The organism is Methanomassiliicoccales archaeon LGM-DZ1 (genome assembly GCA_030168595.1).
GTDB lineage: Archaea > Thermoplasmatota > Thermoplasmata > Methanomassiliicoccales > Methanomethylophilaceae > Methanomethylophilus.
The window spans coordinates 1,148,843-1,161,845 of the sequence record CP115556.1; the positions used below are offsets into that span (position 1 = coordinate 1,148,843).

A 13,003-nucleotide genomic window follows, 5' to 3' on the forward strand; every position below is an offset into this window, starting at 1 on the left:
ATGGAAGGCGAAGAGAGGATCATCAAGGAAACAGTCGAGAAGACGATGCAGAAATCCTACATCGATTACTCGATGTCGGTCATCGTCAGCAGGGCGCTTCCGGACGCGCGCGACGGCCTGAAGCCGGTACACAGGAAGATCATGTACGCCATGTACGACATGGGACTGGCGTACAACAGGCCCCACAAGAAGTCGGCCACCGTGGTCGGAGAAGTGCTGGGTCATTACCATCCCCACGGCGATTCGTCCGCGTACGACGCCATGGTGAGGATGGGGCAGCCGTTCTCCCTCAGGTATCCGCTGATCGACGGCCAGGGTAACTTCGGATCCGTCGACGGGGACCCGCCGGCCGCGATGCGTTACACCGAGGCCAGGCTCTCCAAGATGGCGAGCGACCTGCTGATGGACCTGGACAAGGACACCGTCGACATGATGGACAACTTCGACGGCACCGTCAAGGAGCCCACCGTGCTCCCGTCCAAGTTCCCGAACCTGCTCGTGAACGGGTCCGACGGCATAGCCGTGGGCATGGCGACCAAGATGCCACCCCACAACCTCAACGAGGTCTGCGACGCCATCATGTACGCCATCGACAATCCGGACAACGCGGGCGTCGAGCAGCTGATGCAGTTCGTCAGGGGGCCCGACTTCCCCACCGGCGGCATCGTGAACGGCATCTCGGGCATCGTGGACGCCTACACCACCGGCCGCGGCCGCATCAAGGTGAGGTCCAAGACCCACATCGAGGACAGCGGCAGGAAGGAGGCCATCGTCGTCGACGAGATCCCCTATCAGGTGAACAAGGCCGAGCTCGTCAAGAGCATAGCCGAGCTCGTCAAGAACAAGGCGGTCAACGGCATCAGCGACCTCAGGGATGAGTCCGACCGCCACGGGATGAGGATCGTCATCGAGCTCCACAAGGACGCCATACCCGACGTGGTCCTGGAGAACCTGATGAAGAAGACCCAGCTGGAGATCACCTACGGCATCATCAACCTCGCCCTGGTGAAGGACGCCAAAGGCAAGGACGTGCCGAAGCTCCTCGGCCTGAGGCAGCTCATCGACCAGTACATCGGCCACAGGCGGAGCGTCGTGACCCGCAGGACCCAGTTCGACCTGAGGAAGGCCGAGGAGAGGTTCCACATCCTCGACGGCCTGATCAAGGCGCTGAACATGCTCGACCAGACCATCGCCCTCATCAGGGGCTCTACTTCCGGGCCCGAGGCGAACCAGGGCCTGCAGAACCTGCTCGGCATCGACCAGCAGCAGGCCCAGGCGATCCTGGACATGAGGCTCCAGAAGCTGACCGGCCTGGAGATCGACGCGCTCAGGAAGGAGTACAACGACCTCATCGCCACCATGGAGGACCTGAAGGACATCCTGGCCAAGCCTGCGAGGATCGACGCCATCATCAAGTCCGAGCTCAAGGAGATGAAGGACACCTACGGCGACGCCCGCAGGACCCAGATCAACAGGGACGCCATCGACGTCAACGCCGAGGACCTCATACCCAAGGAGGACACGGTCTACACCCTGTCGGCGGCCGATTACGTGAAGAGGATACCCCTCCGCGCCTACCGCCAGCAGTCCCGCGGCGGCGTCGGCACCAAGGGCATGGAGACCAAGGACGAGGACTACGTCAAGACAATGTTCGTGGCCTCGTCCCACGACTACCTCATGTTCGTGACCAACACCGGCAGGATCCTCTGGCTCAAGGGATACGCCATCCCCGAGGGGAGCAGGCAGGCCAAAGGCAAGCCGATCGTCAACCTGCTGCCGGACCTGCATGAGGACGAGACGGTCATCACGGTCATCCCCACCTCCGCCTTCCCGGACGACCAGTTCCTGGCGTTCTGCACCAGGAACGGCCTGTTCAAGAAGACCCAGCTGTCCGCCTACGGCAATGTGAGGAACAAGGGCATCATCGCGCTCAACATCGATGACGGCGACAGCCTGGTCGAGGCCGCCAAGGTCGAGGCCGGGTCCGACATCATCCTCGCCACCGACGACGGGCTCGCCTGCAGGTTCGACGAGAAGGAGGTCAGGCCGACAGGGCGCGCCGCCATGGGCGTCAAGGGCATGAACCTGGGCCTGAACAACCACGTCGTGTCCATGACCGTGGTCCACCCGCAGGACCAGCTCCTGACCGTGACCGAGTTCGGCATGGGGAAGATCTCCTCCGTGGACGACTACACCAAGCACCACCGCGGCTCCAAGGGCGTGACCACCATCAAGCTCACCAAGAAGAGCGGCGCCGTGGTCTCCGTGCGCAAGGTCGAGGACGGCGACGAGCTCATGCTGGTCTCCGAGTCCGGCAAGATCATCCGCATCGACGTCGGCTCGATCCGCAAGACCGGCAGGTCGGCGCAGGGCGTCAGGGTCATGGACCTCCGCGACGGCGACAGGATCACCGCCGTGGAGCCCGTGAACCCCTCCGGCGTCCGCTGCGATGACGAAACGGAGGAGCAGCAGTGAGCGCCGCCTCGGCGGAGGACGGGGCCAGGTGGTTCCTGGCCTTCTTCGGCCTCGTGGCCGGCATCCTCTGTCTGGCGGCCTCGGCCATGAGCTTCGCCGGCGGCGATGCGGGCCTGGGGGCGGTGTTCGCCGCCGTCTGCATCGCCTGCTTCCTGCTGGCATTCCTGCTCCGCCGCAGCCTCCGGCGGGGCTTCGGGCGCGGTCCGTTCCCCCCAGGCCGCCGCCCCATGTGCCGCGGAAGACGGTAAGTTTATAATAGAGGGGACTTTAACGGAAGTCTAAGCCGCCGTAGCTCAGTTGGGAGAGCGCATGACTGAAGATCATGAGGTCGCTGGTTCGAACCCGGCTGGCGGCACCATGCATTTTTACCTCCTCTGATCTCGTCTGCGGAGCATCGTATCATGAACAAGGAGATCTGGGACTCATATCACCGCGACGGCACCCCTGCCGGCGGCGACCTCGTCAGAGGCCACCGGATCCCCAACGGGCTCTATCACATGATCTGCACAGTGGCCGTCACCAACACCGACGGCAGCGTCCTCCTGGTGCAGAGGGACAGGAGGAAGTCCTTCGGCGGGATGTGGGAGGCCTCCGCGGGAGGATCCGCCCTCAAGGGGGAGTCCCCCGAGCAGTGCGCGATGCGCGAGCTGCGCGAGGAGACCGGCATCGACGGCACGGGGATGAGGTCCGAAGGGTTCTACCCCGATGACAAGTTCCGCTCGATAATCTACGAGTTCTCGCTCTCCACGGACATCCCCAAGGACTCGGTGAAGCTGCAGGCCGGAGAGACCCAGGATTACAGATGGGTCCCCCGCGAGGAGTTCGCCGAGATGATGCGCTCCCGCAGCAGGTGGAACATCTCTCCCAGGTCCCGCCATTTCGGCTACCGCATCATCAGGGAGGCCGAGGAGAAGGGCCTCATACCCAAGCGCGAAGGCAGGAGGCCGAAGAAGAAGGCGTCCGGAGCCCCTGCCGGCCCCGGTGCGGAGAAGCCCGCCCGGCCCCGCTCCGACAACAGGGAACGGAAGCAGAACGCCTCCAAGGACCGGACGGACTCCCCCAGGCCGGTCCGCCCGCCCGCCAAGGGCACCGGCAGGAGAAAGTCCGGGCGCCGCGGAGACCAGGAAACCAAGGGCGGAAACCAGACCGGGACGCCCCGCCGCCCGCAGGACAGGAGGCCGCGGGAAGGGTCCGCGCCCAAGGGCCCTAAGGGGAACGCACCGAAGGCGCAGCCGTCAGGCAGGCCCCGGACCGGCACCCCTGCCCAGGGAGCGCCGCGCGGAGGCAGAGGCCGCCGCCGGCACGGGCAGCGCAGCGGGGAGAAGCGCTCAGGAGGCGGCGGAGACGGCCAGCGAAGACACCGATGAGGTGCTGATCGATCTCAAGACCACGTCCCTCACCCTGGGCGAGGTCATGGAGAGGATCCAGAGCCTCAAGAGCGATCCGAAATACAAGGGGTACGAGATATTCATGGACGGGGACAGGTATGCAATCGTCGCGCGCAGGAGGCCTGAATGATGGTTTACGCGAAAGGCGGCCGCCGCGGCCGCGTGACCATCGGGATCTACAACGCCTACGACCCCAGGACGTTCAGGGAGCCACACCGCAGGGTGATCGCCCGCGCGGGGGACCTCGCCATGGCCTTCGGGATGAACCTGGCACTGTTCGGCTTCCCCATCCCGGAGGACGCCAAGACGCCTGTGGAGATCGCGGATTTCATCGCCGGTACGACCAGCATCGGCGCCCACGGCGGCAATTTCCAGAAGCTCGCCGAGCTGGGACGTTTCCAGACGTTCCCGTTCCCCAACAAAGGGTTCCCGCCGCAGCTGGGTAAGGTCGTGCTGACCACCTGCAGGCCGGACAGAGGGAAGCAGATGCGCACCTCGGAGCTCGCCGCCCTCATAGAAGGGGGGCAGTCGGTGCTGCTGGTCTTCGGCATCGGCCCGCACGGCACCCCGAAGGAGGTCCATGACATCTCCGACATCGATTACGAGGTGACGGGAGGGTGCTTCTCGCTGGAGACCTGCACCGCTCTCGGTGCCGTATGCGGGAAGATTGACGCCGTCCTCAATCCCGACTGAGGCCGGGAAAACATCCGCGGGGGCTTTCGGCCCCCGATAGGTTTCAGTAATGGTCGTAGAGGATGTTCTCGGGGGCGTAGAGCACTCCGGAGCCTTCCTCGACGCGCCCGACGACCTGTGCGTTGGGGTTCTCCTTCGCGATGTCCTCCGCGTCCTCCTCGGGCGCGATGATGGTGAATCCCATGCCCATGTTGAACGTCTGGTACGCTTCCCTGGTGTCGACGTTCCCCATCTCCACGAGGAGCTCGAATATCCTCTGGGGCTTCACCGGGTCGTCGATGACGTACCTGCATCCCTTGGCCATTCTCAGTATGTTCCTGAGGCCGCCTCCGGTGATGTCGACGAGCCCGTGGACCTCGTGCTTCGAGGTGATCCCGAGCACCTGCTTCACATAGATCTCGGTGGGGGTCAGGAGCTCCTTCCCCACGGACTGGTTCAGCCCGGGGGCGCTGTCGGTCATCTTCATGCCTGCAGACTCGACTATCTTCCTGGCGAGGGTGAGGCCGTTGGAATGGATCCCGGAGGACTTCAGGGAGACGATGAGGTCGCCCTTGCGGCATGCGTCGCCGGTAATGATCCTGTCCTTGTCCACCATTCCCATACAGGTCCCGGATAGGTCGAGCCCTTTCACGATCTCGGGCAGGACTGCTATCTCCCCGCCGACGATCTCCATGTCCGAGAGCTCGGCGCCTCTGTTCAGCCCGACGCCGATCTTCCCGGTGACCTCCTCGTCCGGCCTGTCGATGGCCACGTAATCGACGAAGGAGACGGGCTGCGCGTTGACGCAGATGGTGTCGTTGACGTTCATCGCGATGCAGTCGATCCCGATGGTGTCCCAGATGCCCAGCTGCTCGGCGATGAGGATCTTGGTGCCGACCCCGTCGGTGGCCAGGGTGATGTACCGGTCGCCCATGTCGACGAGGCTGGCGAAGAGGCCGGACTTCCTGACCATCTGGCCGATCCCGGACCTGCGGTAGGTGAGGTTCTGCACCAGGGACTCGATCGAGCTTGATTTCTTGTCGATGTTAACGCCCGCTTTGGAGTACGTCCATCCTGCTGCCATTGTTATCGCATCGGTCATCCGTCCGCCTCTTAATTATTGTTCGCCGAAACGGGCCGCTCGGGCGTCATTTCAATGAAGGCATCTTTATCCGTCCGCCCGCCGTTCCCGTTCCCCATGAGGACAGCGGTGCTGATCATCGCGCACGGAGGGGACTCCGCAGGGGCCGCGGACGCGGCCTCCTTCCATGCGGAGCGCATAACGAAGCAGACGGGCATGGAGGTGCGCACCGCATACCTGCACAGCCTGCCGGGCATCGCCGAGACCGCCTCGGCCATGGCGGCGGACGGGATCGAAAGGATCATCGCCCTGCCCCTGTTCATGACCGATGGATACCTTCCGGACAAGGTCGTGCGCATGAAGCTGGGTCTTTCCCCCGGAGCGATGTCGGGCAGGGTGTCCGGCGGCGGGAAGGAAGCGGACATTGTCTTCACCGGGACGTTCGGGGGCCGTCAGAAGATGAGGACGGTCCTGGTTCAGGCGTGCGACGCGAACGGGGCATCGCCGGAGAGAACCTCCGTCATGCTGGTGTTCCACGGCAGCAACGGGAAGGAAGGGGTGCCCTGCGCCGAACCCTGCGCCGGATACCTGAAGGAGAGGGGGTACCTCACGGAGGTGGCCTACAATGAGTTCCAGAGTCCCGGTGTGGAGGAGGCGCTGAGCGGCCTCATGCGCGCGGGGAAGGATATCCTCGTCATCCCCATGTTCGTCTCCCCCGGGAAGCATACCACAGAGGACATCCCCGGGAAGCTCGGTCTGAATGGAAGTGCCAGGGCCCGCAGTTTCGAGACTCCGGGAGGTCCCCGCCGCATTACCTACACGCACGAGATCGGCCTGTGCCCGGGTGTGACCTACATCCTGAAGGACCTCATTTCCGAAGCGTTCGCCCGCTGATCGGTTTAGTTCTCTCCCGTTCATCCCGCAGTCCACTGTGAAGAAGTCCAGGAAATAGGTGGCAATGGCTGCCGGCGGGGTCCGGCATAAGTCAAGTCCCAGATCATAGATGCGGATCATCATCGAGAGAAGATCAGGGACGTTTACAGCGTCAGCACGAGAACCGCCGTGGGCGGCGGTCCTGGTGCCCATGTGAGTACCGCATCATATATATGACACGATGTAAATAAACCGCCCATGAAAAGGGTCCTGATTGTCTGTTACTCATGGTCGAACGGCAACACCTCGCGCATCGCCGGGGTGCTGCGCGATGCTCTGGGTGCGGATTACGCCGAGATAAAGACAGCTGTCCCTTATCCGAAGGACTACAATGAGACCGTAGACCAGGGACAGAGGGAGGTTGAGGACGGATTCACGCCCGAGATCGAGCCCATCAGCAGGAATCCGGATGATTATGAGATCATCGTCCTCGCCACCCCGACCTGGTGGTACACCATGGCCCCTGCGATGCTCTCCTACGTCCGCTCGGTCGATTGGAACGGGAGGACAGTCGTCCCTCTGGCCACTAACGGCGGCTGGCCGGGGCATCTCATGGACGACATCAGGGCCGAATGCAGGGGCGCGCGCATCGAGTGCCCCATGGAGGTGAGGTTCGACTCCGAGGGCGGGCCCGATATGGTGACCCCGGAGAAGGACGTCAGGTCCTGGATCGGATCGGTGAAGGAGCTCGCCGGGATGCAGTCCTGAGCCGTTCCCGGGGTACATTCTTATATCCCCGGCACTGATGGGAACTCCGTGTCCGATCTGCACGACAGATGGGTCGCTGAACGCCACAGCGAATACTACTACAAGCTTGCGAAGAAAGAGGGGTACCGCTCGAGGGCCTCCTACAAGCTGATGCAGATCGACGACCGCTTCCACATCTTCCATGAGGGCGACAACGTCGTCGACCTCGGGGCCTGCCCCGGAGGATGGTCCCAGGTGGCCCGCGAGCGCGTGGGCGACACCTCCAAGGTCATCGGTGTGGACCTCCGCTACATCCATCCCCTCCCCGGGGTGGACTTCATCATCGGGGACATCACCGAGGACTCCACCATGATACGCCTCCTCGAAATGGTCGGGGGCAAGGTGGACGTCGTCCTCTCCGATATGGCGCCCAACATCGCCGGCCAGTACTCGATGGACCACGCGAGGTCGATAGAGCTCTGCATGTACGCCGTGGACGTATGCGACCGCATCCTCAAGAAAGGCGGGCGCTGCGTCATGAAGGTCTTCATGGGGGACCTCTTCGACAGCCTCACCAAGGAGCTCGACAAGAGGTTCGAGAAGGTCATCGTCCACTCTCCCGATGCGTCGCGCCCGACCTCCTCCGAGGTCTACGTCATCTCCAAAGGATTCCTGGGGACTCACAATGTCAAGCCCAGGAAACTGGAGGCCGCGCCCGAGGAGCCTGATTTCAAGCCGAAGGGCGGGAACTTCTGACCGTCCGGACGGTCCTCTGTATCAGTCCCAGAACCTCTTGGTCCGGGCGTACCTGACCTCTGCGGCCATGATGTCGCGCAGGAGGTCGTCCTCGTCCACGTGCATCTTCATGAGGATCCTGGCCGCGACCTCGGGCCCGATGCCCCTGCCGGCGAGGACGATCGCCGCCTTCCCGCCGTAGGAGTTCACGAGGTTGGCGTTCTTGACGATCCTCTTGTCGGTGTTCTTCCCCTTGGCATCCCTGTCCGGCTTGGCGAAGTCGGCGATCTCATCGCGCTCGTAGTCCTTCAGGAGCGCGATCATGTAGCCCCCGCATTTGGGGCAGACGAACTTCTTCGGGGACTGGCCGACCACCACCCGGCGCTGGTTCTTGCAGCTGAGGCAGGTGGCGTAGAGGACCTCGGACTCCAGCCTCTTCTTCATGGCGGCCAGGATGGCATGGTCCGCACGGGCGGGCTGCATCAGCTCCTTGGTCCGGGTGATCCCCTCGAGGCCGATATCGGAGATGCCCTGCTCCACGACCTTGATCTTCCCCTCGGATATCAGCCTGACCACGGTCTCGGTGTCCGGGACGTCGAGGTCCTCCCAGATGACCATGTTGAAGGCGTCGTTGTAGGCGGGAGTGTCCTTGTGGAGGTCGAAGAGCCTGCCGTAGTTGATGTAGCGGCGGTCCGCGCCCTTCTCGATGATGCCGAACTTCTTCGCTATGTTCACGAAACGCCATTTCAGCTGGCTGGAGTTCAGGATGGAGAGCTTGCAGAGCGCCTCTACCGTCCCCGGCCTGATCGAGAGGAAGGTGTCCCTGACGACCCTGCGATCGATGCTCCTGGGCAGCTGGATGATTATGCGGTAAGCGTCGGTGGTGAGGCCGATGCTCTCCCCTATCCTGGCCATCAGGAGCGCCGACACGATCTTGGCGAGGGTCTCGTTCACCCTGCTCCCGAAGCAGCAGTTTATGATGGCCAGCCTGTCGCCGGTCTCGATGGTGACGGTGCGGTCGTCGGGCATGGTCCATTTCTCCGTCTGGCCCGAGAAGTACCCGTCTATGCGCTCAACGGCCGCCTTGTCCCCCGGATAGCGCCCGTAGTCCCTCACGCGGCGGAGATGGCCCACTTCCATCGCGACCTCGAACGGGACGGGTATGTCGGAGCCTTCCCAGGCCGGCACGTTGCCGACGGTCTTGGCCTCCTCGACCAGCAGCTCGTTCTCCCTCTCCTCGATGACCCTCCAGGTCCTTCCCTTGGCGATGAACAGCGCCTCGGACTCCTCCAGGGTGGCGACGAAGTTCTCGTCCAGGGTGCCGATCACCGCGCGGGAGCCGATGTCGCGGACGAGGTAGATCTTCTCGTCGGGGATCATCGAGATGTTGCTGTAGAAGTACTCCATGCCCTTGCGGGACCTCTTGAGGGACCCGTCGTACTCCAGGAGGATGCGGATGGACTTCAGCTGCTCCACGGTGGCGTCGAAGACGGAGCGTTCGAGGTCCTTGAACGGGTAGGAGCGCTTGATGAGCGCGAACGCCCGGTCCGCATCGATGGCCCCGGTCATGGTCATGGCGACCAGCTGGTTGGCCAGGACCGAGAGGGGGGAGGGGCGGCCCGCGCCGTGCTCCATGAGCTTCTCCTCGCACCTGCGGGCCACCACCATGGCCTCCGCGATCTCGTCCGGGGCGGTGGCGAGGATCTCCGCGCGGATCTTCCCGCCGACGCGGTGGCCCGCCCTGCCGGCCCTCTGGGTCATGCGTGCCACCTGCCTCGGGCTGTTGTACTGCAGCACGAGGTCGGCCGATCCGATGTCGATCCCCAGCTCCAGCGACGATGTGCAGATGAGGGCCTTCAGCTTCTGGGTCTTGAACGCGTCCTCGGTCTCGGTCCTGTGCTCCTTGGACAGTGACCCGTGGTGGACGCCTATGGGGTACTTCTCGTCCCACATGAGGTAGCGGGATGCCAGCCACTCGGCCGTCTCGCGGGTGTTCACGAAGAACAGGGCGGAGGTGACGCTGTCGATGAGCTCGCGGGCGCGCTTCATCACCGCCAGGATGTCTGGGTCGGCCTGCAGCTTGTCCTGCAGGGCGGCATCCTCCTCTTTCGGTACGGGGCATTCGACCTTGATGGAGAAGTCCCTGAACGAATCATGCTTGCACAGGGAGACCTTCCTCCCGGCCCCGGCCAGGTAATCGCGGACCTCCTCCAGGTTGCCGACGGTCGCGGACAGGCCGATCCTCTGGAACTCGCCGCAGAGCAGGGTGAGCCTCTCGAGGGCGACCGCCAGCTGGGCGCCTCTCTCGTTGCCGGCGAGCTCATGGATCTCATCGACCACCACCCACTGGACCCTCTTCATCGCCGACCTCAGGTTCTTGCCGGTGAACATGACCTGCAGCGTCTCGGGGGTGGTGATGAGGATCTGAGGGGGGTTCTTGGACTGCCTCTGCCTCTCGGCGGCCGGCGTGTCCCCGTGGCGGACCCCGACGGTTATCCCCAGCTTGGACCCGAGGTCCGACATCCTGCGGAGCATATCGCGGTTCAGCGCTCTGAGCGGCGTGATGTATATGCAGCGGATGCCCTCGCCGCTGTTGGTGGAGTATATGCTGTCGAAGATCGGCAGCATCGCGGATTCGGTCTTCCCGATCCCGGTGGGGGCGACGACGAGAACGTTCTCGCCCTTCTGGATCCTGGGTATGGCGTCCTTCTGGGGATCTGTGGGCTCGGTTATGCCCATCCCGGCCAGAGCATCTACAACGGCTTGGCCGAGCGTATCGAAGGGCATGTTCAAAAAAGGGAAAACGCGGCCTTCGGGGGATGGAAGCGGCCCCGAAGGCCGTCAGCAGCGTTTCGTTCAGGCCTTCTGCGAAGGCTTCTCGGCAGGCGCGGTGACCTGCAGGAGGATCTCGCCGATGTCCATGACCTTGATCTTGGAGTTGATCGCCTTAGCGCCCTGGCTCAGGTTGGTGACGCAGAACGGGCAGGCGGTGACGAGGATCTCGGCGCCGGTGGCCTCGGCATCCCTGATCCTGTCGGCGGCGATCCTGACGGCGAAGTTGTTGAACTGGGACTTGTAGCCTCCTCCGGCGCCGCAGCACCTGGAGTTGGCCCTGTTCCTGGACATCTCGACGAACTCGAGGCCCTTGATGGCCTTCAGGATCTCCCTGGGCTCCTCGTACACTCCCATGTGCCTTCCGAGGTGGCACGGGTCGTGGTAGGTGACCTTGTGGGGGAAGGGCTGGAGGATGGCGAGCTTCCTCGTCTTGATGAGGTTGTTGACGTACTGGGTGAAGTGGTAGACGTTCTGTCCGACCTTGGCGTAGTATTTGCCGAAGTCGGTCGAGACGGTCTTGAAGCATCCGGAGCAGGTCATGACCATGTCCTTGGCGCCCATTCCGTCGGCCTTCTCGACGATGTGCTCGGCGCACTCGAGGGAGTAGCTGTCGTCGCCGGTCCTCAGGAGGGGGGAGGTGCAGCACCACTCGTCCTCGCCGAGGATGTTCATCTTGACGCCTGCCCTGTTGAGGACGCGGACGCCGGTCTGGGGGATGGTCTGCTGCCTGAAGGAGCCGGTGCATCCTGCGAAGAAGATCACATCGGGCACGTCGTACTTGGGGACCTCTGCAGGCCACCAGTCGCCGCGGTGCTTCTGGTCGCCGCCGTACGGGTTGCGGACCTTGGCGACCTTCTCGGCCATGCCCTTGTGGGCGTTGAGGGGCCCCATGCCGTTCTCGACGATCCAGGCCCTGAGGGACTCCCAGAGCTCGACCAGGGGGATCTTGGCGTGGCAGACGGCCTCGCAGTTCCCGCAGCCGGTGCACTTGTACATGGCATCGACGAAGTAGGGGTTGAGCGAGGCGACCCTCTTCAGGGGCTTGTCCATCGGACCGGCCACGTTGATCTGGTTCATGTAGTAGATTTTGCCGCGGGGAGTGTCAGACTCCCAGGGGGTCTGCCTGTGGGCTTCGCATACCGAGATGCAGTAACCGCACTGAACGCAGGCGGTGAGATATTGCTCGATGAACGGCATCTTCGCGGGGATGACCGATTTCGGGGCTTCTTTTGCTTCCATCTTGAAAACCTCTGTCCGGAAGAGAGCGGATTGCAGCCGCTTTCTTAATATTAGCAGGAAAGAGGAAACTTGTTTAATAAGCCTTTTGTGGGACACGCTGGACGGTCTGAATGCCTCGGCGGCGCGCGCGGTCATTTCCGTGCCGCATGGAAGGAAATGTGCCAGCGGGAGGATGCGCGCATCGATGCTGTTCCCTGGGAAGGCGATACAGCCAAGAGATGTACCGTCCCGGCAGTCTGTCTGAATTCGCCACTGGGTTTTAGACCATATGAGCCAGATGTCAGATTTCTTATACATCTGCGGGAAAACGTCAGCTGCGATCGAACTTATGTATGCTGCCGGAGTGCGAGATAGTTAACGCATCCCGATGATCGCACCGGAATTAGAGACAGCAGACCGATCGCGGTCATGTCCAGACAGCGCCTGATATAAAGTACGAAATGGTTGCCGGCATCAGGAGCTCGCTGAGCATGGCTGATGTCGATGGGATGATAGCGGAGATGAAGGAGGCTCTGTGCCCGGAGGTCTCGGCGGAAGAAGTCGGCAAAGATACTTACCGGATACATACTGGGTATTTCTTCCAGGACGGCGACGAGCTGTATATCGTCCTCCGCAGAGGAGAGAACGGCTGGGTGCTGACCGACAACGGCCACACTGTTATGTGGTTGTCCTACGAGGATTTCGAGCTCACCGAGTCCCAGATGTCCGCCCTTACGAGGACGCCGCCATGCAGCTATGCTAGATATGATGGGGGCTGCATATGGGTACCGATAGGGGAGACGGATGCCGGTGGCGCCATCAGGTCCATAGTGCAGGTCATCCTCGGGGCGGCAGACCTGCTCTATCTGAACCGCCGGAACGCGCGTATCATGCCCTCCTGATGCCTAGGCGTGCTTTGGGAGTGCCGGAAAGCTGTCCGACAGACGACGGATTCAGACAGGGCTGGTTTTTCACGGCA

At 62.9% G+C, this 13,003-nt stretch carries 12 protein-coding genes and 1 tRNA gene; 10 read left to right on the top strand and 3 right to left on the bottom strand.

The window, feature by feature from the left end; genetic code table 11:
* The 6 genes from gyrA to O8W32_05605 all read left to right on the top strand — a co-directional run bounded on the left by gyrA (position 1) and on the right by O8W32_05605 (position 4,556).
* Positions 1 to 2,475, top strand: coding sequence for a DNA gyrase subunit A (gene gyrA, locus O8W32_05580; protein WII08643.1), 2,475 nt, complete (start codon positions 1 to 3; stop codon positions 2,473 to 2,475).
* Positions 2,472 to 2,723, top strand: coding sequence for a hypothetical protein (locus tag O8W32_05585; GenBank protein WII08644.1), 252 nt, complete (start codon positions 2,472 to 2,474; stop codon positions 2,721 to 2,723). The genes gyrA and O8W32_05585 overlap by 4 nt, the downstream gene beginning before the upstream one ends.
* 34 nt (positions 2,724 to 2,757) lie before the next feature.
* Positions 2,758 to 2,833, top strand: a tRNA-Phe gene (locus tag O8W32_05590).
* Positions 2,834 to 2,876: 43 nt separating this feature from the next.
* Positions 2,877 to 3,842 carry an NUDIX hydrolase gene (locus O8W32_05595; protein WII08645.1) on the top strand — a complete coding sequence of 322 codons (966 nt, stop codon included), beginning with the start codon at positions 2,877 to 2,879 and terminating at the stop codon, positions 3,840 to 3,842.
* Between the two features lies 1 nt (position 3,843).
* Entirely contained in the window at positions 3,844 to 3,993 is a 150-nt protein-coding gene (locus O8W32_05600; GenBank protein WII08646.1) for a hypothetical protein, read from the top strand.
* Positions 3,993 to 4,556, top strand: a complete 564-nt coding sequence (locus O8W32_05605; protein WII08647.1) for a DUF531 family protein — start codon at positions 3,993 to 3,995, stop codon at positions 4,554 to 4,556. Before O8W32_05600 ends, O8W32_05605 begins: the two co-directional genes overlap by 1 nt.
* Positions 4,557 to 4,599: 43 nt before the next feature.
* Here the strand turns inward: O8W32_05605 and purM are convergent, their stop codons facing one another.
* Complete coding sequence (purM, locus tag O8W32_05610; GenBank protein ID WII08648.1) at positions 4,600 to 5,619, bottom strand: phosphoribosylformylglycinamidine cyclo-ligase; 1,020 nt, start codon at positions 5,617 to 5,619, stop codon at positions 4,600 to 4,602.
* 114 nt (positions 5,620 to 5,733) lie between these two features.
* Between purM and O8W32_05615 the strand changes: the two genes are divergently transcribed.
* The 3 genes from O8W32_05615 (at position 5,734) to O8W32_05625 (ending at position 7,992) form a co-directional block, all read left to right on the top strand.
* The gene (locus O8W32_05615) at positions 5,734 to 6,510 is read left to right on the top strand and encodes a hypothetical protein (protein WII08649.1); all 777 of its coding nucleotides are present in this window, start codon (positions 5,734 to 5,736) and stop codon (positions 6,508 to 6,510) included.
* A gap of 237 nt (positions 6,511 to 6,747) precedes the next feature.
* Complete coding sequence (locus O8W32_05620; GenBank protein ID WII08650.1) at positions 6,748 to 7,257, top strand: flavodoxin; 510 nt, start codon at positions 6,748 to 6,750, stop codon at positions 7,255 to 7,257.
* 48 nt (positions 7,258 to 7,305) lie between these two features.
* Complete coding sequence (locus O8W32_05625; GenBank protein ID WII08651.1) at positions 7,306 to 7,992, top strand: RlmE family RNA methyltransferase; 687 nt, start codon at positions 7,306 to 7,308, stop codon at positions 7,990 to 7,992.
* A 21-nt stretch (positions 7,993 to 8,013) separates the two neighbouring features.
* Here the strand turns inward: O8W32_05625 and O8W32_05630 are convergent, their stop codons facing one another.
* Both O8W32_05630 and O8W32_05635 read right to left on the bottom strand, forming a co-directional pair.
* Positions 8,014 to 10,758: a DEAD/DEAH box helicase gene (locus tag O8W32_05630; GenBank protein ID WII08652.1), complete on the bottom strand. Its 2,745-nt coding sequence runs from the start codon at positions 10,756 to 10,758 to the stop codon at positions 8,014 to 8,016.
* A 69-nt stretch (positions 10,759 to 10,827) separates the two neighbouring features.
* Positions 10,828 to 12,045: a (Fe-S)-binding protein gene (locus O8W32_05635; GenBank protein WII08653.1), complete on the bottom strand. Its 1,218-nt coding sequence runs from the start codon at positions 12,043 to 12,045 to the stop codon at positions 10,828 to 10,830.
* Between the two features lie 470 nt (positions 12,046 to 12,515).
* On the opposite strand from O8W32_05635, the gene O8W32_05640 reads away from it, so the two are divergent.
* Complete coding sequence (locus tag O8W32_05640) at positions 12,516 to 12,926, top strand: DUF1828 domain-containing protein (GenBank protein WII08654.1); 411 nt, start codon at positions 12,516 to 12,518, stop codon at positions 12,924 to 12,926.
* Positions 12,927 to 13,003 lie beyond the last annotated feature (77 nt).

Bases quoted from the DNA above. Each gene is read 5' to 3' on its own strand.
- gyrA (WII08643.1), top strand. From the start codon at position 1: ATGGAAGGCGAAGAGAGGATCATCAAGGAAACAGTCGAGAAGACGATG.
- O8W32_05595 (WII08645.1), top strand. From the start codon at position 2,877: ATGAACAAGGAGATCTGGGACTCATATCACCGCGACGGCACCCCTGCC.
- O8W32_05605 (WII08647.1), top strand. From the start codon at position 3,993: ATGGTTTACGCGAAAGGCGGCCGCCGCGGCCGCGTGACCATCGGGATC.
- purM (WII08648.1), bottom strand. From the start codon at position 5,619: ATGGCAGCAGGATGGACGTACTCCAAAGCGGGCGTTAACATCGACAAG.
- O8W32_05615 (WII08649.1), top strand. From the start codon at position 5,734: ATGAGGACAGCGGTGCTGATCATCGCGCACGGAGGGGACTCCGCAGGG.
- O8W32_05620 (WII08650.1), top strand. From the start codon at position 6,748: ATGAAAAGGGTCCTGATTGTCTGTTACTCATGGTCGAACGGCAACACC.
- O8W32_05630 (WII08652.1), bottom strand. From the start codon at position 10,758: ATGCCCTTCGATACGCTCGGCCAAGCCGTTGTAGATGCTCTGGCCGGG.
- O8W32_05635 (WII08653.1), bottom strand. From the start codon at position 12,045: ATGGAAGCAAAAGAAGCCCCGAAATCGGTCATCCCCGCGAAGATGCCG.
- O8W32_05640 (WII08654.1), top strand. From the start codon at position 12,516: ATGGCTGATGTCGATGGGATGATAGCGGAGATGAAGGAGGCTCTGTGC.